Origin of the sequence: Pseudomonas sp. P116 (assembly GCF_020149425.1) — a bacterium.
GTDB lineage: Bacteria > Pseudomonadota > Gammaproteobacteria > Pseudomonadales > Pseudomonadaceae > Aquipseudomonas > Aquipseudomonas anatoliensis.
This window is the reverse complement of the sequence record NZ_JACVHB010000002.1, coordinates 284,195-304,958: the sequence shown is the minus strand read 5'-3', so window position 1 is coordinate 304,958 and position 20,764 is coordinate 284,195. Positions and strand designations below refer to the sequence as shown.

Annotated in this window: 18 protein-coding genes; 15 read left to right on the top strand and 3 right to left on the bottom strand. The window is 61.6% G+C overall.

Translation table 11 applies throughout. The annotated features are described in order from the left end of the window. The first annotated feature begins 47 nt into the window (after positions 1 to 47). Genes ICA15_RS07685 through ICA15_RS07670 form a run of 4 tightly spaced genes read left to right on the top strand, consistent with a single transcriptional unit; the run spans position 48 to position 2,957 of the window. The gene (locus tag ICA15_RS07685; protein ID WP_411959649.1) at positions 48 to 830 is read left to right on the top strand and encodes an ABC transporter permease; all 783 of its coding nucleotides are present in this window, start codon (positions 48 to 50) and stop codon (positions 828 to 830) included. Beyond that, positions 830 to 1,678, top strand: coding sequence for an ABC transporter ATP-binding protein (locus ICA15_RS07680; RefSeq protein WP_210552888.1), 849 nt, complete (start codon positions 830 to 832; stop codon positions 1,676 to 1,678). Before ICA15_RS07685 ends, ICA15_RS07680 begins: the two co-directional genes overlap by 1 nt. Next, positions 1,675 to 2,637, top strand: a complete 963-nt coding sequence (locus tag ICA15_RS07675; RefSeq protein WP_210552887.1) for a HEAT repeat domain-containing protein — start codon at positions 1,675 to 1,677, stop codon at positions 2,635 to 2,637. The genes ICA15_RS07680 and ICA15_RS07675 overlap by 4 nt, the downstream gene beginning before the upstream one ends. Further along, on the top strand, positions 2,634 to 2,957 hold the full coding sequence (locus ICA15_RS07670) for a DUF971 domain-containing protein (RefSeq protein WP_210552886.1): 324 nt from the start codon (positions 2,634 to 2,636) through the stop codon (positions 2,955 to 2,957). Before ICA15_RS07675 ends, ICA15_RS07670 begins: the two co-directional genes overlap by 4 nt. A gap of 139 nt (positions 2,958 to 3,096) precedes the next feature. Here the strand turns inward: ICA15_RS07670 and ICA15_RS07665 are convergent, their stop codons facing one another. Together ICA15_RS07665 and ICA15_RS07660 are read right to left on the bottom strand one after the other, a co-directional pair. Continuing rightward, entirely contained in the window at positions 3,097 to 3,834 is a 738-nt protein-coding gene (locus ICA15_RS07665; RefSeq protein ID WP_210552885.1) for a TorF family putative porin, read from the bottom strand. 145 nt (positions 3,835 to 3,979) lie between these two features. Then, positions 3,980 to 5,722: an amidohydrolase gene (locus tag ICA15_RS07660; protein ID WP_210552884.1), complete on the bottom strand. Its 1,743-nt coding sequence runs from the start codon at positions 5,720 to 5,722 to the stop codon at positions 3,980 to 3,982. A 103-nt stretch (positions 5,723 to 5,825) separates the two neighbouring features. Between ICA15_RS07660 and ICA15_RS07655 the strand changes: the two genes are divergently transcribed. Continuing rightward, positions 5,826 to 6,743, top strand: a complete 918-nt coding sequence (locus ICA15_RS07655) for a LysR family transcriptional regulator (RefSeq protein ID WP_210552883.1) — start codon at positions 5,826 to 5,828, stop codon at positions 6,741 to 6,743. 6 nt (positions 6,744 to 6,749) lie between these two features. Here the strand turns inward: ICA15_RS07655 and ICA15_RS07650 are convergent, their stop codons facing one another. Then, positions 6,750 to 6,920: a hypothetical protein gene (locus ICA15_RS07650; protein ID WP_210552882.1), complete on the bottom strand. Its 171-nt coding sequence runs from the start codon at positions 6,918 to 6,920 to the stop codon at positions 6,750 to 6,752. A 53-nt stretch (positions 6,921 to 6,973) separates the two neighbouring features. Between ICA15_RS07650 and lexA the strand changes: the two genes are divergently transcribed. The 10 genes from lexA (at position 6,974) to ICA15_RS07600 (ending at position 20,758) form a co-directional block, all read left to right on the top strand. Then, positions 6,974 to 7,591, top strand: coding sequence for a transcriptional repressor LexA (gene lexA, locus ICA15_RS07645; protein WP_210552881.1), 618 nt, complete (start codon positions 6,974 to 6,976; stop codon positions 7,589 to 7,591). Further along, on the top strand, positions 7,591 to 8,208 hold the full coding sequence (imuA, locus tag ICA15_RS07640; protein WP_150602493.1) for a translesion DNA synthesis-associated protein ImuA: 618 nt from the start codon (positions 7,591 to 7,593) through the stop codon (positions 8,206 to 8,208). Before lexA ends, imuA begins: the two co-directional genes overlap by 1 nt. Positions 8,209 to 8,215: 7 nt before the next feature. Then, entirely contained in the window at positions 8,216 to 9,631 is a 1,416-nt protein-coding gene (locus ICA15_RS07635) for a Y-family DNA polymerase (protein ID WP_150602492.1), read from the top strand. Then, on the top strand, positions 9,607 to 12,705 hold the full coding sequence (locus ICA15_RS07630) for an error-prone DNA polymerase (protein WP_210552880.1): 3,099 nt from the start codon (positions 9,607 to 9,609) through the stop codon (positions 12,703 to 12,705). Before ICA15_RS07635 ends, ICA15_RS07630 begins: the two co-directional genes overlap by 25 nt. 272 nt (positions 12,706 to 12,977) lie before the next feature. Further along, a complete protein-coding gene (locus ICA15_RS07625; RefSeq protein WP_191626419.1) occupies positions 12,978 to 13,664 on the top strand; it encodes a CsgG/HfaB family protein in 687 nt (228 codons plus the stop codon). Positions 13,665 to 13,693: 29 nt separating this feature from the next. Continuing rightward, complete coding sequence (locus tag ICA15_RS07620; protein ID WP_150602489.1) at positions 13,694 to 14,062, top strand: DUF4810 domain-containing protein; 369 nt, start codon at positions 13,694 to 13,696, stop codon at positions 14,060 to 14,062. Next, the gene (locus tag ICA15_RS07615; protein ID WP_042559434.1) at positions 14,059 to 14,718 is read left to right on the top strand and encodes a DUF799 domain-containing protein; all 660 of its coding nucleotides are present in this window, start codon (positions 14,059 to 14,061) and stop codon (positions 14,716 to 14,718) included. The genes ICA15_RS07620 and ICA15_RS07615 overlap by 4 nt, the downstream gene beginning before the upstream one ends. A gap of 218 nt (positions 14,719 to 14,936) precedes the next feature. Then, positions 14,937 to 15,626, top strand: a complete 690-nt coding sequence (locus ICA15_RS07610; protein WP_042559433.1) for a GntR family transcriptional regulator — start codon at positions 14,937 to 14,939, stop codon at positions 15,624 to 15,626. A gap of 134 nt (positions 15,627 to 15,760) precedes the next feature. Next, on the top strand, positions 15,761 to 17,872 hold the full coding sequence (locus ICA15_RS07605; RefSeq protein WP_210552879.1) for a PAS domain-containing sensor histidine kinase: 2,112 nt from the start codon (positions 15,761 to 15,763) through the stop codon (positions 17,870 to 17,872). Between the two features lie 252 nt (positions 17,873 to 18,124). Then, a complete protein-coding gene (locus ICA15_RS07600) occupies positions 18,125 to 20,758 on the top strand; it encodes an excinuclease ABC subunit UvrA (RefSeq protein ID WP_210552878.1) in 2,634 nt (877 codons plus the stop codon). The last annotated feature ends 6 nt before the right edge of the window (positions 20,759 to 20,764 follow it).

Sequence of the window (20,764 nt, the reverse complement as noted above, 5' to 3'; positions counted from 1 at the left end):
CAGCCTTCGGCAGCTCCTACAAGGGATCTCGGTGGGGAGGAATAACTGTGTACCGATCATTTTCTCGCTGGGTTTCAAGATCCGCCTCACTGCTGCTCTGCCTCATATTCTGGCAACTCGCCGCGAGCCATCACTGGAACCTCGGCCTGGTTACCTTCGCCAACGTCCCCACGCCATTGGCCGTGATTGAAGCCGCGCTGGGCCTGGGCGACTCCGGCAAGCTGCTGCAACACCTGACTGCCAGCCTCGGCCGCGTGTTTGCCGGCTACCTCGCCGCGCTGGTGGTCGGCATTGCCCTGGGCCTGGCCATCGGCCGCTCGAAATGGGCCGAAGACTTGCTGTTGCCACCACTGGAAGTGCTGCGCCCGATCCCGGCCGTGGCGTGGATTCCGTTGGCGATCCTGATGTTCCCGTCGTCCGAGTTGTCGATGGTTTTCATCACCTTCACCGGCGCACTGTTCCCGATCCTGCTCAACACCGTGCACGGCGTTGAAGGCGTCGATCCACGCTTGATCGCCTCAGCGAAAAGCCTTGGGGCAGGGCGCCGGGCGATCCTGCTCGAAGTCATTCTGCCGGGCGCTGCACCGAGCATCATCACCGGCCTCGCGATCGGCATGGGCACTTCATGGTTCTGCCTGGTGACGGCGGAAATGATCTCCGGCCAGTTCGGCATCGGTTACTACACCTGGGAGTCCTACACCATCCAGAACTACGCCGACATCGTCGTCGGCATGTTGCTGATCGGTGTGTTGGGCATGGGCAGCAGTCTGTTGATCAAACGTCTGGGCGGCTTGTTCACGCCTTGGCATCGACCGCGAGGAAAAGCCTGATGAGCGTGATGCAAACCCCCGAAGGGCGGATCGACATTCGCCAGTTGTCGATCGTCCTCGGCGAAGGCCGCGAAGCATTCGAAGCGGTGCAGGGCCTCGATTGCCAGATCGAACCCGGCCAGTTCGTGTGCATTCTCGGCCCGTCCGGTTGCGGTAAGTCGACCCTGCTCGGCGCCTTGGCCGGGCACTTGAAGGCGCATGCCGGCAGCCTGAAAGTCGATGGCGGCGCGGTGTCCGGCCCTTCGCCACAGCGTGGCATGGTGTTCCAGCATCACACACTGTTCCCGTGGCGAACGGTGCGCGACAACGTCGCTTTCGGCCTGAAAATGCGTGGCATCGGCAAGGCCGAACGTCATCGCGCCGCTGATGAAATTCTTCAACTGGTCGGCCTCGACGGCTTCGCCGAGCGCTGGCCCGATCAACTCTCTGGCGGCATGCAGCAACGGGTGGAAATCGCCCGGGTGCTGGTCAATCGCCCGCGGCTGTTGCTGATGGACGAGCCGTTTGGCGCGCTTGATGCGCTGACCCGATTGAATATGCAAGAGCTGCTGCTGGACATCTGGACACGGATTCGCACCACCGTGGTGTTTGTCACCCATGACATCGATGAGGCGCTATTCCTCGCCGATCGCCTGCTGGTGATGAGCGCGCGGCCGGGGCGAATCATCGAAGATCTGCGCCTCGACTTCGCCCGACCACGCACCAGCGAACTGGTCACCAGCCCCGAGTTTTCCCGACTGAAGCGCTACTGCCTGGACCTGCTGCGCCATGACGACGACCGACCGCTGCCGCGCCTCAATCCGCTCGGCCTGCCGCCCGAAAACCCCTTGCCGAGATTTGCCCTGTGACCTCTATTTTTGCTGTGACCGATAACCCTGAAATTCTGGCCCTGCAACCACGCCTGACCGCTGCAGACGCCGGTGTGCGGCGCATTGCGCTGATTGAGCTGGCGGATCTGGAAGAACCCGATGGTTTGCTCTGGCTGGTCGAGCGGCTGTCCGAGGATCCCGCTGAAGAGGTGCGTGCTGAAGCGGCGCGTCTGCTGGAAGCCTGGGAGGACGAACCGGTGGTTGCAGCCTTGTGCCAAGCGCTGACCGATCCATCGCCCGCCGTGCAATCTGCCGCTGCGCAAAGTCTGAGTTTGCTCAAGACCGAAGCGGCCGGGCGGGTGATTCTGCCGTGGACCGATCATGCTGAAGTCAGCGTACGCAATGCCGCGTTTCGAGCTCTGCGCGAACTGCGCTTTGCCGATGCTGCGCCCGCTGCCGTCGCGGCGCTGAATGATGCCGATGCCAGCGTGCGCCGCGAGGCCGTGGGCGTGCTCGGCTGGCTCAAGCAACTCGACGCGCTACCGGCATTGGCCCGATTGGCCAGCGCTGACCCGGACACCGAAGTGCGCCGCGCTGCCACCGGTGCGCTCGGCCTGGCGTCCAGCGCTGAGGTCCTGCCAGCGCTGCGTCAGGCCTTGCAGGACAACGCCTGGCAAGTGCGCGAAGAAGCCGCAACCACCTTGGGCAAAGTCGGCCACAGCGACGCCGGCCCGGCATTGATCGAAGCCTTGAGCGACGACTATTGGCAAGTGCGTTTGCGCGCCACCCGCAGCCTCGGCCGCTTGCGTTTTGGCCCAGCGCTGGACGCCTTGATCGATACTCTCGGGCATCGCATCAGCAACCTGCGCAAGGAAGCCGCATTGGCTTTGGGTGAGTTGAATGATCGTGGCGCAGTGGCTGCGTTGCAGGCGGCGCAGGATGACGGCGATCCGGAAGTGCGCAAAGCAGTGCGGATTGCCTTGAGTCAGTTGCAATGAATCCGCTGGCGATCTGTAACTCGCAGAGCGAGCAAACCCTGCGCCTGAGTTGGCCGAACGGTCGCGAATCGCTGATCGCTCACGCCGAACTGCGCCGCCAGTGCCCCTGCTCGCAGTGCCGCGCGTTTCGCCTGCGCGGCTCGGCGCCTCTGGTGGACGAGCGAGTACGTATCATCGAACTCAACCCGCAGGGTTACGGCGTGCAACTGGTATTCAGCGATGGTCATCAACGCGGCATCTACCCGTGGACCTACCTGGCACAACTCACCCTTGAACTAAATACTGCACGGGCTTGCCTGGTAAAAAACTCACCCCCTTGAACCAAATACTGCATGGGCTTACCTGGCAAAAACTCACCCCTGTAGGAGCTGCCGAAGGCTGCGATCTTTTGATTTTGATTTTTAAGAGCAAGATCAAAAGATCGCAGCCTTCGGCAGCTCCTACAGGAGGGGCGTTGGGTCAGAAAGACTTGCTCACGCTGGCAACCACCGTCGCCGTGCACACATCCTTGAAGCCCCAATTGCTCAGGCACTGGGTTTGCGACAGATCAGTGTCGATATAGCTCAACCCCAGCACCACCCCGGCCAGATTATGGGTGAGTTTGACCTCCCATTCCCGGTACGACTCTTCGCCATCACCGGAGGCCGAGTACAGATGCGGATCCTTGAAATCCATATTGCCGTAACGCAACTTCAGCCCTGAATCGAACGGCAACTCGGCTTCATAACTGACATAGCTGTAAAGCGAACTCTGCTTGCTATCGATCCCCGGCGCATCGCTTGAGTAATACGCCGCGAGCTTCACCCCGTAAGCGCCAATAATCCCGTAAACCTCACTCTGGTTGAACTGACTTTCCTTGGGATAGGCGTACTTGATGTAGCCCAGATCCAGGCTGACCGCATCGGTCGCCTGCCACAGCCAGCCGCCGTAGTAATCTACTTCCTGACGGGTTTTCAGGCCACCACCGTAATCGACGTTGGAACTCCAGGCGCCGAGGTACAGGCCGCTGCTGTGGGCGAGGGTCAGCCCGGCTTGTAGCGCCGGGTCGTTCTGGGTTTGCGAGATGCCGCGCGTGCGGTAATCAGTGGCCAGGGTCAGATCGACCAGCACGGCAAAATCGTCGTTCAAGGGGATCGCGTGGCTGCTCAAGGGCAGCGAACTCAAGGAAACGAGGGCGAACAAAGGCAAGGCTTTCATGTGAAGTCCCGATGTTGTGATTATTTTGGGGGCAGGAGGTAAATCTTTAGGAGCTGCCGAAGGCTGCGATCTTTTGATCTTGTTTTTTACAATCAACATCAAAAGATCGCAGCCTGCGGCAGCTCCTACAGGGGGGATCGGTTTGTTATGGGGTGGCGGTATAGACCTGACGTCCGCCGAACCAGGTTTGCAGCACTTGGGTGTCGTGCAGGGCCTTGTCGTCGACGCTGAACACATCGCGATCCAACACGATGAAGTCGGCCTGTTTGCCCGGCGTCAGCGAGCCGATCTGCTTGTCCAGACCGAGGGTGCGCGCCGCGTTGGCGGTGTAGGCGTAGAACATGGTTTCGCGGTCCAGACGCTCATCGGCGTTGAGCACACCCAGCGGACCGGTGCGGGTGATGGCCTGGGCCATGGCATTGAACGGGCTTGGCGATGACACCGGCCAGTCGCTGGCGCCGGCAATCGTCGCACCCTGCTTGAGCAGCGAATGCGCCGGGTACTGATAGCGGAAAGCGAGGGCGCTGACGTAGGGCTTGATCATCTCGGTGGTGTAGTCGTCGGCACTGGCCCACAACAGTTGCATCGAGGCGATCACGTTGAGCGGTTTGAAACGGGCAAACTCTTGCGGATTGACCATCTGCAGGTGAGTGATCGAGTGCGTCACGCCGCTCTGCCGGTCCTTGCGCGCCTGGGCGATGCCATTCAGCGATTCGCGCACAGCGCGGTCACCGATGGCGTGGATATGCACCAGCCAGCCGCGCTGGTCGATGGCACTGACCAGTTCACCAAAATGCTGCGGATCGATCAGCAATTCACCCTGTTTGTGCGAGTTGCTGTAGGGGTCGATCATCGCCGCACTTTGCGCCGGGAATTCGATCACACCGTCAGCGAAAATCTTCACGCCGGGCAGGGTGAGGTTGGGGATGCCCTGAAATTGCTGGCGCACCTTGTCGAGGGTGTCGAGATCGGCGGGCACGCTTTTCGAGTTGGCCACCAGCAGCGCGGCGACGTGGACGCTCATCTCGCCGCTCTCTGACAGCGCCTTGTAGGCCGGCAGCACACCGACGGTTTTCTCGGTGGGTTTGAGGGCGAAGACCGGCTCGCCCGGCGCGGCGTTGGCGGCGGGGTCCATCCACGCCGTGATGCCAAGGCTGTTGTTGTAGCGCACCGCGGATTTCGCCGCGTTGAGCATGGCGGCGGGGCTCGGCACCGGCATTTTCGAGGCCACCCGATCCCAACCGGCGTCAACGACAAAGCCGTTCGGCTCGCCATTGGCCAGTTTGCCAATCGTGTCTTTTTCCGCGTCCGGCAAGGTTTTCAGCAGCGCGGCGTCGATGCCCGCGCGTTTGAGCATGACGTTGTTCGCCCATGCGGTGTGGTGATCGCTACCGATGAACACCACCGGCACGCTGGCCCATTCGCCCTGATTGAAGGTTTTGCCCAGGGCTTCGGCCTGCGCCCAATACACCGAACTCATGCCGGCAATACTCAGCACATCGCCGTGCCGGGCCTTGCCGTCGTCACGCCATGCGCGCAGGTTTTTTTCCAGCTCAGCGAGGGCGACGACTTCGTCTTCCATGTTCGCCGAGACCATTTCGAGGCCACCGAATATCGCGTGGGAATGGCTATCGATGAGGCCGGGCATCAACGCTTTGCCTTGCAGATCGATGACTTGGGTGCCGGGTTCGATCAACGTCTTGATCTGGGCGTCGCTGCCGACCTTCAATACTTTGCCGTTCTCCACGGCCAGCGCCTGCACCTTGGGTTGAGCGCGATCAGCGGTGAAAATCTTGCCATTGACCAGCACTAGATCGGCAGCGGCCATGGCTTCCATCGAGGCAAAACTTACGGCAACCGCTAACAGCTTCGGGATGAATCTTTTCATTGAAGATTTCCTTGTTATTGCGTCTGATGGCCAGATTAGTGGCTGAGGCCGGCCGACAGAACGCCTCCCTCACGAAAAACGTTTTTGCCTGAATGGAAAAAGCATGGACAAGTTGGGTGCATTGAAAATGTTCGTGGTCACTGCGCAACTCGGCAGCTTCAGTCGCGCCGCCGAACAGTTGGGCAAAACCCCGTCGGCGCTGACCAAAGCGGTCAATCATCTGGAGGCCGAACTCGGCGCGCGGCTGTTCGAACGCAGCACCCGGCGAATTTTGCTAACCGAGATCGGCCGGGTGTATCTGGAAACTGCGCGGCTGGTGTTGCAGCGACTGGACGAGGCCAGCGAGGAAATCGAGCAGTTGCAGCACGGCTTGCGCGGCAGCCTGAAAATCACCGCACCACTGGCGTACGGGCGGGCGTTTCTCGATCAGGTGTGTGACGGCTTTTTGCAGCAATACCCGCAGATCAGCTTGCAAGTGGATTTGTGCGACGAGTTCGTCAACCTGCTCGAAAGCGGTTATGACCTGGCACTGCGCGAGGGCCATGACGACTTGCCGGGGTTGATCGCCCGCGTGGTCGGCAGCAATCGCTTGGCCCTGTGCGGCAGCCCTGAATACCTGGCGCGCAAGGGCTTGCCGGTCAACCCGCAAACCCTCGATCAGCATGAATGGCTGCTCTATAAGCATCCGTTGCTCAGCCGCGAATTCTGGTGGGCCGAGCGCGACGGCCAGCGCCTGAGCCTGGCACAACCCGCAAACCCTCGATTGCGCAGTGACAATTACGACTTGCTGCTGGCCAGTGCCCTGGCCGGGCGCGGTTTGCTGCACACGCCACTGTGGAGCGCCGCGCCCTACATTGCAGGCGGACGACTGGTGCGGGTCATGGACGACTATGAAATAGACCCCGACAGCTTTGGCCCGCACATTCTCGCGGTGTACCCGAGCCATCGCCGCGCCACGGCCAAAGTGGTGGCGTTCATCGACTACATCGCCGCTTTCCTCGCCGAGCGCGGCTTGAGCTGACTGCACTCATTTGATGGTTGAACGCGGCTTTGACTGAATGCCCTCTTTTTGTTGGCTGAACACGTCTCCTGTAGGAGCTGCCGAAGGCTGCGATCTTTTGATCTTGCTCTTAAAAATTAAAATCAAAAGATCGCAGCCTTCGGCAGCTCCTACAGGGGTTTGTGCAATCAGCGCCACCGCACCCGCCGCCGACTGGCGGTGCTTGTCAGGAAAATCCTACAGGAGTACAAATGTACTCCATGACAAACCTGACTCCCCGCCGTACCGCCATTCTGACTTTTATCCGCGAACGCATCGCCGAACACGGTCAGCCCCCAAGCCTCGCTGAAATCAGCGAGGCTTTTGGTTTTGCCTCGCGCAGCGTGGCGCGCAAGCATGTGCTGGCGCTCACCGAAGCCGGGTTTATCGAGGTCAACCCGCATCAGGCGCGGGGCATTCGCTTGCTCGGGCAACCGGCGCGACCGGAGTTGCTCGACATTCCCGTGCTCGGCCGGGTGGCCGCCGGTACGCCGATTGGCGCCGATGCCGATCTCCATAGCCGTTTGCTGCTCGACCCGGCGCTGTTCTCCCGTACGCCCGACTACATGCTGCGGGTGCAGGGCGACTCGATGATCGAGGACGGCATTCTCGACGGCGATCTGGTCGGCGTGCGGCGCAATCCCGAGGCGCTCAACGGCCAGATCGTCGTGGCGCGGCTCGACGGTGAAGTCACCATCAAACGCTTTGAGCGCACGGGCGATGAGGTTCGCCTGCTGCCGCGCAACCCGGCCTACCAGCCGATTGTCGTGCGTGATGATCAGGATCTGGCTATTGAGGGAGTGTTCTGCGGCTTGGTGAGGCAAGGCTGATGGGCGCCGTCGTTGCGTTGGATACGTTGTTCAATGGCGGCCAGGTCTGGAAAGGCCGGCCTGCGCCACCGGCCGCGAGCCCGCAACCGACCGGGCATGCCGCACTGGATGCAGCGTTGCCCAGTGGTGGCTGGCCGGAAGCGGCGCTGAGCGAAATCCTCCTGGCCGGCCCCGGGGTCGGCGAACTGCAACTGGTCTGGCCGACACTGGCGCGGCTGTCGGCGGCGGGCGAGCGCATCGTGCTGGTGGCGCCGCCGTTCGTGCCATACCCGCAAGCGTGGGAAAACGCCGGGGTCGATCTGCGACAGTTGTCGGTGATTCAGGCCAGTGAGCGCGATGCCTTGTGGGCGGCGGAACAATGCCTGCGTTCGGGCAGTTGTGGCGCGGTGCTGTGCTGGCCGCACAAGGCTGATGACCGCGCGTTACGGCGTTTGCAGGTGGCGGCGGAAACCGGCCAGACCCTGGCCTTTGCCTGGCGCTCGTTGAGCGAGGCGGTCAACCCGTCGCCGGCGGCGCTGCGCATTGCCATTGATGCCAAACCTGCCCAGTTGCGCGTGCTCAAGTGCCGTGGCGGGCTGGCACGCGCGACGCCGATTGCCTTTACCGTGGGTCACTGAGGTCGTCATGCGCTGGGTGTGTATTCTGTTCCCGCAATTGGCCCTCGATGCCGTACTGCGTCAGCGTCCCGAACCCGATGAGCCGTTGGTGCTGCTCAGCGGCCCGGCCCAGCGCCGGGTGCTGCAAGCCGTAAATGGCGCGGCGCGCAAACTTGGCTTGCGTCCCGGCCAGTCCATGACCGCCGCGCAAGCCTTGAGCAAAGGCTTTGCCACCGCCGATTACGATGTCGCCGAGGTCGAGCACTGGCAGCAGTTTCTCGCCGCATGGGCCTATCGTTTCAGCTCACAGGTCAGCGTGCATTACCCGCGTACCGTGGTGTTCGAGATCGAATCGAGCCTGGGCCTGTTCGGTTCCTGGGCGCAGTTTGAAGTGCGGCTGCGCAAAGAGCTGACCGAGCTGGGTTTCCGTCATCGCATCGTCGCCGCGCCCAACCCGGTGGCGGCGCGAGTGCTGGCCAATGCTTATGACGGTTTGGTGGTGCCGGACGGTGAAGCCTTGCAGCATCACCTGGGGCAATTGCCCATCGACCGCGTCGGTCTGGAGCCGGGTGTGGCCACGGCATTGTCGCGCATGGGCCTGCGCAATCTCAGTCAGGTGCAGAGCCTGCCGCGTCAGGCCTTGGCGCGACGCTTCGAAGCGCAGATGCTCAAGCATCTCGACACCCTGTTTGGCGCACGTCCGCTGGCGCTGGCGTTTTATCTGCCGCCGGATCGTTTCGATGTGCGCATCGAACTCAATTTCGACGTGCAATCCCATCAGGCGCTTTTATTTCCTTTGCGACGTTTGACCGGCGATCTATCGGCGTTCCTGTGTGGGCGCGACAGCGGCGTGCAGCGTTTCGATCTGCATCTGGAACATGCCGGGTTGCCGGATACGCTGATCAAGGTCGGCCTGCTCAGCGCCGAGCGCGATCCGGCGATGCTCTTCGAACTGGCCCGTGGCCGACTGGAACAAGTGCAGGTCGAGGCCCCGGTGCGCGGCTTCCGGCTGCGCGCCGAAGATCTGCCGAGTTTCGTGCCGCAGTTTCAGGAGTTGTTCGACGACCGTCCGCAGCAGACCTTGCCTTGGGAGCAGTTGCGCGAACGCCTGCGCGCACGGCTGGGCGACGACGCGGTGCAAGGCCTGCGTTTTCAGGCCGACCATCGTCCGGAGTGCGCGTGGCAAAACGCCGTCGACAAACAACGCTGCGCCGGTTTGCCGAGTGTCCAGCGACCGGGCTGGTTGCTGGGCGAGCCGCAGAGCGTAGCGCAGGGTTCGGCACGGATCCTCATGGGCCCTGAGCGTATCGAATCCGGCTGGTGGGACGGTGACGATGTGCGCCGCGATTACTACCTGATCCAGAACCGCGCCGGGCAGCAGGGCTGGGCCTATCGGGCAGTGGGCGAGGGCGGTCCGTTATGGCTGCAGGGCTGGTTCGCATGAACGATGGTTACGCCGAACTGCACTGCCTGTCGAACTTCAGTTTCCAACGCGGTGCTTCCAGTGCGCTGGAGCTGTTCCAGCGGGCGAAAAAGCACGGCTATCAGGCGCTGGCGATCACCGATGAATGCACCTTGGCCGGGATCGTGCGTGCCTGGCAAGCGGCGAAATCCGTTGAGCTGCCGTTGATTATCGGCAGCGAAATCCGCATCGAAAACGGCCCGAAACTGGTGCTGCTGGTGGAGAACCTTGCCGGTTATCAGGCGCTGTGCGGCTTGATCACCCGCGCCCGGCGGCGTACGCAAAAAGGCCAGTATCAGGTGCTGCGCGAGGACTTCAGCGAGCCATTGCCGGGGTTGCTGACGCTTTGGGTGCCGGACAGCGTCGATGACGTTGAGGAGGGGCGCTTGCTGCGGCAAACCTTCGGCGAACGGCTGTGGCTGGCGGTGCAACTGCATCGCGGGCAGGACGATCAGCGGCGATTGGCGGCGTTGTTGAGCCTGGCCGCTGAGTTGGGGATTGCCGCGGTGGCCAGTGGCGATGTGCACATGCACGCCCGTGGCCGGCGTGCCTTGCAGGACACCATGACGGCGATTCGGCACCACGTGCCGGTGGCCGAAGCCGGATTGCGCCTGCACCCCAACGGCGAGCGGCATCTGCGCAGCGTCGAGGTGCAACGGGAACTGTATCCGCCGGCGTTGCTGGATGAGTCAGTGGCGCTGGCTCGGCGTTGCACCTTCGATCTGAGTCAGTTGCGTTATCAATATCCCAAAGAGCTGGTGCCTGAAGGGCATAGCGCCAGTTCCTGGTTGCGCCATCTGACTGACGAAGGCATCGCCTGGCGCTGGCCGAAAGGTCCGCAAGCCAAAGTGCTCAAGCAGATCGACGATGAGTTGACGCTGATCGCCGAGCTCGGCTACGAAAGTTACTTCCTCACTGTGCATGACGTAGTGAACTTCGCCCGCGAACAGCACATCCTCTGTCAGGGCCGCGGTTCGGCGGCCAACTCGGCGGTGTGTTTTGCCTTGGGCATCACCGAAATTGATCCGGATCGCACCACGCTGTTGTTCGAACGCTTCATGTCGAAAGAGCGCAACGAGCCGCCGGACATCGACGTCGATTTCGAACACGAACGTCGCGAAGAAGTCCTGCAATACGTGTTTCGTCGTTATGGTCGCAAACGTGCGGCGTTGACGGCGGTGGTCAGCACGTATCACGCCGCCGGCGCGGTGCGCGATGTGGCCAAGGCCCTGGGCCTGCCGCCGGATCAGATCAACGCGCTGGCCGATTGCTGCGGCCATTGGAGCGATGAAACGCCGCCTCTTGCGCGTTTGCTCGAAGGCGGGTTCGACCCTGACAGTCCGGTGCTGCGCCGGGTGCTGAGCCTGACCGGGCAACTGATCGGTTTTCCCCGGCACCTGTCGCAACATCCCGGCGGTTTCGTGATTTCCGAACAGCCGCTCGACAGTCTGGTGCCGGTGGAAAATGCGGCGATGGCTGACCGCACGATCATCCAGTGGGACAAGGACGACCTCGACGCGGTCGGGTTGCTCAAGGTCGATATTCTTGCCCTCGGCATGCTCAGCGCGATTCGCCGCTGTTTCGACCTGCTGCGCCGTCATCGCCATCAAGACCTGACATTGGCGACGATCCCCCCAGAAGACAAACCGACCTACGAGATGATCAGCCGTGCCGACACCATCGGCGTGTTCCAGATCGAGTCCCGCGCGCAGATGTCGATGCTGCCACGCCTGAAACCGGCGAAGTTTTACGATCTGGTGATCGAAGTGGCCATCGTCCGGCCGGGGCCGATTCAGGGTGGTATGGTCCATCCGTATCTACGCCGCAGAAACAAGGAAGAGGCGGAAACCTATCCTTCGCCGGAACTGGAAGTGGTGCTCAAACGCACCCTCGGCGTGCCGCTGTTTCAGGAACAGGTGATGCAGATCGCCATCGTCGCCGCCGACTACAGCCCCGGCGAGGCCGATCAGTTGCGCCGCTCCATGGCCGCCTGGAAACGCCACGGCGGGCTGGAACCACACAAGGAACGACTCGCTGCCGGCATGAAGAAAAACGGCTACACACCGGAGTTCGCCGCGCAGATTTTCGAGCAGATCAAAGGCTTCGGCAGTTACGGTTTTCCTGAATCCCACGCCGCCAGTTTCGCCTTGCTGACCTACGCCAGTTGCTGGCTCAAGTGCCATGAGCCGGCGGCGTTCGCCTGTGCGCTGATCAACAGTTGGCCGATGGGGTTCTACAGTCCCGACCAGATTTTGCAGGACGCGCGTCGGCATCAGTTGCAGATCCGTGCGGTGGATGTGCGCGCCAGTGACTGGGATTGCAGCCTGGAGCCGATCAGCGGCGCGCAACCGGCGATTCGCATGGGCCTGCGCATGATCAAGGGTTTTCGTGAGGACGACGCCCGGCGTATCGAAGCGGCGCGGGCGCGAGGGGCTTTTGCCGATGTCGCCGATCTGGGTGAGCGCGCCGGGCTCGACAGTCGGGCGCAGGCGTTGCTGGCAGATTCCGGGGCGTTACGCGGTTTGGCCGGGCATCGGCATCGGGCGCGCTGGGAAGTGGCCGGGGTGCAGAAACAGCTTGGGTTGTTTGCCGGGTTGTCGAGTCAGGAAGAGCCTGACGTGGTGCTGCCCAAGCCCAGTGTCGGCGAGGACTTGCACGCGGATTACACAACGGTCGGCACCACGTTGGGACCACATCCGCTGGCACTGCTGCGCAATGAGTTGAAGGCGCGGCGCTGCCGCAGTTCGCAAGAGTTGCTCGATGTCGAGCACGGACGACCGGTCAGCATTGCCGGATTGGTCACGGGCCGGCAACGTCCGGGCACCGCCAGCGGCGTGACATTTGTCACGCTCGAAGACGAGTTCGGCAACGTCAACGTGGTGGTCTGGCGCGACCTCGCCGAACGTCAACGCCAGGTGCTGGTCGGCTCGCAACTGCTCAGGGTCGATGGCCGCTGGGAACGCCAGGGCGAAGTGCGCCACCTGATCGCCGGACGCCTGAGTGACCTGAGCCCGCTGCTCAACGGCATCCGCGTACAGAGCCGCGATTTTCACTGATCAGCTTTATCCCAGCCTGCCATGAACCCTCTGTAGGAGTGAGCCTGCTCGCGATAGCGATCTATCAGTTAAAGAATATTCATCTGATAAGACGCCATCGCGAGCAGGCTCACTCCTACAGGGTTTTGTGTGATGCCCGCCAGCCGATTAATTGGCGTCAAAAAAACCTGTCGTGAATGATGGCACTTTGTCATAATGCCGCCCCTTTTCAGCTCCCCGCCGCGTTGCCGTGCCGGGACACACCGTTTTTCAAGAAGGAATACTCAGTGAGAATGATCTCCCGGATGTTGGTCTCAGGCGTTGCAATCGCCGTGCTCGGCACGCTGGCCAGCACCCTCGCCGGTTGCGCCACCGAAAGCTCCCGTGCGCTGCCGGTGGCCAAGGTTGAAAGCGCTTCTCAAGTCTGGACCGGCGTTCGTGTGCCGATGGCGGTGGGTAAGTTCGACAACCGTTCCAGCTACATGCGCGGGATCTTTTCCGATGGCGTTGACCGTCTCGGCGGTCAGGCCAAGACCATCCTGATCACGCACTTGCAGCAGACCAACCGTTTCTCCGTGCTGGATCGCGACAACATGGGCGAAATCCAGCAGGAAGCGGCGATCAAGGGCCAGGCCCAGCGTCTGAAAGGCGCCGATTACGTGGTCACCGGTGACGTCACCGAGTTCGGCCGCAAAGAGACTGGCGATCACCAGTTGTTCGGCATTCTCGGCCGTGGCAAGACCCAGGTCGCTTACGCCAAGGTCAACCTGAATATCGTCAACATCAGCACGTCGGAAGTGGTGTATTCGACCCAGGGCGCAGGCGAGTACGCCTTGTCCAACCGCGAAATCATCGGCTTCGGCGGCACCGCTGCCTACGATTCCACCCTCAACGGCAAAGTCCTGGATCTGGCCATGCGCGAGGCGATCAATCGTCTGGTGGATGGCATGAACGCCGGTGCCTGGAAACCGGGCAACTGATCGACGCCCATTGCAAGGAGCAACAACACATGAATTTGACTCTGTCGCGGTCGCTGCTGGCCTTGACCCTGGCCGCCAGCACCTTGCTGGTCGGTTGTGCTGGCCCGAAAACCCTGTACCAGTGGGAAGGCTACGAACCGCAGGTCTACGAATACTTCAAAAGCGAAACACCGAAAGAAGCCCAGGCCGAAGCGCTGGAAGCCGACCTGCAAAAAATCCGCTCCTCGGGTAAAGCCGTACCACCGGGTTACCACGCGCACCTGGGGCTGCTCTATCTGAGCATGGGCAAGGATGATCAGATGGTGCAGCAGTTCCGTACAGAAAAGACTCTGTTTCCCGAGTCCGGCACGTACATGGATTTTCTGCTTAAAAACGCCAAGACCGGAGACGCCAAATGATCCCGCGTGCAGTGAAACTGCTGGTCGGCGTGCTGGCACTGAGCGTGCTCGGTGGCTGCGTCAAGCCCAAGACCGTGGACTATTCGGCGTACAAGCAGGCACGGCCCAAGACCATTCTGGTATTGCCGCCGCTGAACACTTCACCTGACGTCAAAGCCTCCTACAGTCTGCTGTCGCAGGTAACGTTTCCACTGGCCGAGGCCGGTTACTACGTATTGCCGATCACTCTGGTTGACGAGACTTTTCGCCAGAACGGTTTGACCACGCCGGATGATATCCACCAGGCACCGGCCAACAAACTGCAGGAAATCTTCGGCGCCGACGCGGCGTTGTACATCACCGTGACCGAATACGGGACGCGTTACATGGTGATCAGCAGCGAAACCGCAGTTACTGCAACGGCGAAACTGGTTGATCTGAAAAGCGGCACCACGCTGTGGACCGGCTCGGCCCGTGCATCGAGCGAAGAGGGCGGCAACAACGGTGGCGGCGGCCTGATCGGCATGCTGATCACGGCGGCGGTGAAGCAGATCATCAACAGTTCCACCGATGCCGGTTTCCCGATTGCCGGCGTGGCCAGTAATCGCCTGCTGTCGGCCGGGCATCCGGCAGGTCTGTTGTACGGTCCGCGTTCGCCGAAGTACGGCACGGACTAAAAACGCAGATCAAAAGATCGCAGCCTTCGGCAGCGCCTACATTTGGAATTTATTTCCCTGGAGCTGCCGAAGGCTGCGATCTTTTGCTTTCAGGAGCCCAAAGCGCTCGGCATCTCATCGACTCGTAATCAAGACCCTGCATCTTCAGGCCGAAGGCGATATTCTGCGCGACAGTTCATGCGCCACTGCTGCGTTGCCAGCACTGAAGGAGCTTTCGAATGACCGAGAAAAAACCGGAAACCACGGTCGACCGCGTCTACCAAGGGGTTTACGAGGCGATCAGCAAGCGCTCGCTGCGTCCGGGGATGAAACTGGGCGAAGCCTCGCTGGCGGAGTTATTTAATGTCAGCCGCACGTCGGTTCGCGCCGCGCTCAAGCAATTGGAGGCCGACGGACTGGTGACGACCGAGCCCAATAAAGGTGCGTCGGTGTCGTTGCCGAGCAATGAAGAAATCCGTTCGCTGTTTGAAACCCGGCGCTTGATCGAGATCGGCATCGTCACTGAACTGTGCCGCCGCAAGGACACCGCAGCGATGCAAGAGCTGCGTGAACACCTGCTGCTGGAGGAAGAGGCCCACGCGGCCGGGGACCATCCGCGGCTGATTCACTTGCTCGGCGAGTTCCACATCAAACTCGCGCGCAGCCTCAACAACCCGGTGCTGCTCGACTGGTTCCAGAAGCTGATTTCCCGCGCCTCGCTGTACATTGCCGCGCTGGACGACGACAGCCATGAGGCCTGCCGCGACAACGAGCACCTGCGCCTGATCGAATACATCGAGGCCGGCGATCAGAGCGCTGCCATCGAGTTGACCTGCACACACCTCAACGGCATCGAGAAGGCGATTCTCGACGTCGCCGCGAAGATGAAAACTGGCTACCATCCGCTCAAACACCTGATCGGCGTTTAATCCTGAGCCGGCCTTGAAATCGGCTATACCTCTAATGAAACCAATGAGTCAGACGATGCTCGAAACAGACGGGCGATCGCAGCGATTTGGCTTCGCGATCATTCGGGCAAACACACAGGACACCGAGTCACTCGATGCAGTTTTTATCCGATAGCCACGGTTGTGAAGGCTGGAAAGGCGAAATGGCCGGACGCATCTGCGCGTTCGACTGGAGCCATACCGAACTGGGTCCGCTCGATACCTGGCCCGCCAGTCTGTGCTGTGCCGTGCAGTTGATGCTCGCCTCGCCGTTGCCGATGGTCATGCTCTGGGGCCGCGCCGGTTACATGATCTACAACGATGCTTATTCGGAATTTGCCGGTGGCCGCCATCCCTACTTGCTCGGTGCGCCGGTGGAATTGGGTTGGCCGGAGGTCGCCGAGTTCAATCGGCATGTGGTCGACACTTGCCTGGCGGGTGGCACTTTGTCGTTTCGCAACAAAGAGCTGGTGTTGTTGCGCGACGGGGTTCCTGAAAACGTCTGGATGGATCTGTATTACAGCCCCGTGGCCAATGACGAAGGGCGTCCGTCCGGGGTGATGGCAATGGTGGTGGAAACCACCGAACTCGTGCGTTCCGAGCAATTGCGTCAAGCCGCCGAGGAAGCCTTCCGGGCCGACAACGAGCGCGTGCGCCTGGCGCTCAACGCCGGGGCTTTGCTCGGCTCGTTTGTCTGGGATGTGAAGAACAATGTGTTGTCGGCGGATGAGCGTTTTGCGCGCACGTTTTCTTACCCGCCGGAACATGATCTGAGCAACCTGGCACAACACTTTGTGCAATCGCGAATTCACCCCGATGACCGTGCCTGGGTTCAGGAAAATATCGACCATTGTGTAAAGACCGGCGCGGCGTACAACGTCGAATACCGCGTACTGCGCAGCGATGGCAGTTACCTTTGGGTGCTGGCCAGCGGCGGTTGCGAATTCGACGAACGCGGCGAAGCACTGCGTTTCCCCGGGGTGTTGATCGACATCCATGAGCGCAAGAGCGCCGAAGAGTCTCTGCTCAAGTTCACCCGTAACCTCGAACAGCGCGTGGCCGATGAAGTCGAAGCGCGGCTCACTGCCGAAGAACAATTGCGCCAATCGCAAAAGCTCGAGTCCATTGGCGGGCTTACCGGTGGCGTGGCCCATGACTTCAATAACCTGTTGCAGGTAATTGCCGGCAACCTGCACCTGCTGGCGCGGCATGAGCCGGATAACGCCAACGTGCAGCGGCGCGTCAGCGCTTCGCTGGCGGCGGTCGAGCGCGGGGCCAAGCTGTCTTCGCAACTGCTCGCGTTTGCCCGGCGTCAACCGCTGTCGCCGGCCGTGTGCAATCCGCAGCAGATCTTCGAAGGCGTCGGCGAGTTGCTGCAACGGGCGCTGGGCGAAACCATTCACATCGATGTGCAATTGCCGCAAGAACCGTGGCACATCAACGTCGACCGCAATCAACTGGAAAACGCCATCCTCAACCTGGCGATCAACGCTCGCGATGCCATGAAAGGCGAGGGCACGATTGTGCTGAGCGCTTTCAATACGTTTCTGGACAGCACGTTTTGCGCCGGCAAAGGCATCGTCCCCGGCGAATTCGTGCGGGTGACGGTCTGCGATTCCGGCGTCGGGATTCCCGCGCAGATACTGGAGCAGGTATTCGAACCTTTCTTCACCACCAAGGCCGATGGCCAGGGCACCGGGCTCGGCTTGAGCATGGTGTTCGGTTTCGTCAAACAGAGCGGCGGGCATGTCGAGATCGACAGCACGCTGGGCGAGGGTACGCGCGTGCAGCTGTACTTCCCGCGCAGTCTGCGGCCGATTCGCGAAGAATCACCGGCGACCGATGAACCGCTGGGCGGCGGTCACGAGACCGTTCTGGTGGTCGAGGACAACGACGCGGTGCGCGCCTCGGCTGTGGAACTGCTGCGCGAAGAGGGTTATCGCGTGCTGACTGCCGGCAATGGCGATGCGGCAATGCAAATGCTGCTGGACGGCGTTGAAGTCGACCTGATCTTCACCGACGTGGTCATGCCCGGGCTTATAAAAAGCTCCGACCTGTTCGCCTGGGCCAAGGTGCAGACGCCACCGGTGGCGGTGCTGTTCACCTCCGGCCATACCCGCGACATCATCTCGCGCAACCACCAGTTGAGCCCCGACACACATTTGCTCGGTAAACCCTATAGCCCGGAGTCGATGTTGCAGATGATTCGTTCGGTGCTCGGCGCTTGACCCCACTTCACCTCTCTCTTTATGGCGAGGAAGACCACCTGTGGTGAGGTGATTTATCTGTGGTTGAGGGGATTTATCTGTGGCGAGGGGATTTATCCCCGTTGGAGTGCGAAGCACTCCCCAGCATTTCTCCAGCCACATCGCACACTCAGTTTTTACGACGGCTGCGCCGCCGAACGGGGATAAATCCCCTCACCACAGGGTCTGCATAACTATCGACAGATAATCCAGACTCCTGAACAAGGCCCGCCAATGACTTCCAAACGCACCTCCAAAGCACCCGCCGGCATGGTCCGCGTGCGTGGCGCCCGTGAGCACAACCTGAAGAACGTCGACATCGACATCCCCCGCGATGCATTGGTGGTGTTCACCGGCGTGTCCGGGTCGGGCAAGTCGTCCCTGGCTTTTTCCACCTTGTATGCCGAGGCCCAGCGCCGCTACTTCGAATCGGTCGCGCCCTACGCGCGGCGGCTGATTGATCAGGTCGGGGTGCCGGATGTCGATTCCATCGAAGGCCTGCCGCCCGCCGTGGCCCTGCAACAGCAGCGGGGTACGCCGAGCACGCGTTCCTCGGTGGGCAGTGTCACTACGTTGTCGAGCCTGATCCGCATGCTCTATTCCCGCGCCGGCAGTTACCCGCCGGGGCAGGCGATGCTGTACGCCGAAGACTTTTCGCCGAACACGCCGCAGGGCGCCTGCCCTGATTGTCATGGCCTGGGGCGGGTCTATGAAGTCACCGAACAATTGATGGTGCCTGACCCAAGCCTGACCATCCGCCAGCGTGCCGTGGCGTCCTGGCCGCTGGCATGGCAGGGGCAGAACCTGCGCGACATCCTCGTGACGATGGGCATCGACGTCGACATCCCGTGGCGCAAATTGCCGAAAAAGCAGCGCGACTGGATTCTCTTCACCGAAGAAACCCCGACCGTGCCGGTGTACGCCGGGCTGACCCCGGAAGAGACCCGTGTCGCCCTCAAACGCAAGATGGAACCGAGTTATCAAGGCACCTTCACCGGCGCCCGCCGCTACATCCTGCACACCTTCACCCACTCGCAAAGTGCGCTGATGAAAAAGCGCGTGGCGCGGTTCATGCTCGGCAGTCCTTGCCCGTTGTGCGATGGCAAACGGCTGAAGCGCGAGGCGTTGGCGGTGACGTTTGCCGGGTACGACATCGGCGAGTTGTCACAGATGCCGCTGCTGCAAGTCGCCGAAGTTCTAAAACCGGTGGCGGCCGCCAGTTACCTCGAACACGCCGAGGAAACCGGCGAAACCCTCAGTCACGCGCAAACCCGCGAGGCCCGTCAACAACGCGTCGCAAAGGGGGCCAGTGGTCACGCCAGCGCGCCAGATGTGCGCCATACACCGAACCTGTCACTGGAAAAACGCCTGGCGGCGCAGCGCATTGCCGAGGATCTGCTGGAACGGGTCACCACGTTGACCGAACTGGGGCTGGGCTATCTGGCTCTGGAACGCAGCACGCCGACCTTGTCGTCCGGAGAGTTGCAGCGCCTGCGACTGGCGACGCAATTGGGCTCGCAGTTGTTTGGCGTGATCTACGTGCTTGATGAGCCCTCCGCCGGTTTGCATCCGGCCGATGGTGAGGCGTTGTTCGAAGCCTTGCAGCGCTTGAAGGCCGATGGCAACACGCTGTTTGTGGTTGAGCATGATCTGGAAACCATGCGCCGTGCCGACTGGTTGATCGACGTCGGGCCGGCGGCGGGTGAGAAGGGCGGTCAGGTGTTGTACAGCGGCCCACCTGCGGGGCTGGCTGACATCGAACAATCGCAGACCCGGGCTTATCTGTTCGCCGAAGCGCCACGCCAGACGCGTGCCGCGCGCAAGCCGACGGCGTGGCTAAAGCTGGAGGGCATCACCCGCAATAACCTCAACAACCTCAGCGCCGAGTTTCCTTTGGGCTGTTTCACGTCGGTGACCGGTGTCTCCGGTTCCGGCAAGTCGAGTCTGGTCAGTCAGGCGTTGCTGGAACTGGTCGGTGCACAACTGGGACGGCCAAGCGCTGAGGCTGAGGCTGAAGAGCTGAGCCTTGAGGACGACGCGCCGCAAGTCAGCAGCGGCCAGATCACGGCCGGGCTGGAGTCGATCAAGCGCCTGGTGCAGGTCGATCAGAAACCCATCGGCCGTACGCCACGCTCCAATCTGGCGACTTATACCGGGCTGTTCGACAACGTGCGCAAGCTGTTTGCCGCCACTCCCCAGGCGCGAACGGCGGGCTATGACGCCGGGCAGTTTTCCTTCAACGTTGCCAAGGGCCGTTGCGCGACGTGCGAAGGCGAGGGGTTTGTCAGCGTTGAGTTGCTGTTTATGCCCAGCGTGTATGCGCCGTGCCCGACCTGTCATGGCGCGCGCTACAACCCACAGACGCTGGCGGTTTTGTGGGAGGGCTTGAGCATCGCGCAGGTGCTGCAGTTGACGGTCGATGAGGCGGTTGAAGTTTTTGTCGGGCAGCCGGGGATTCGGCGTTCGCTGGAGGTTCTGCGCGATATCGGCCTTGGTTATTTGCGACTGGGTCAACCGGCGACGGAGCTGTCGGGCGGTGAGGCGCAGCGGATCAAACTGGCTACCGAGTTGCAGCGCAATCAGCGCGGCGCGACGTTGTATGTGCTGGATGAACCGACCACCGGCCTGCACCCGCGGGATGTCGACCGGCTGTTGGAGCAACTGGATACGCTAGTGACAGCAGGGCACACGGTCATCGTGGTCGAGCATGAAATGCGCGTGGTCGCGCAGAGCGACTGGGTGATCGACATCGGCCCGGGGGCAGGGGATGAGGGCGGCAAGATTGTCGTGGCGGGCACGCCGCAGAAAGTTGCGGCCAGTAAAAAGAGCCGGACCGCACCGTTTCTGGCCCGCGCCCTGAGCCGATAACCACGG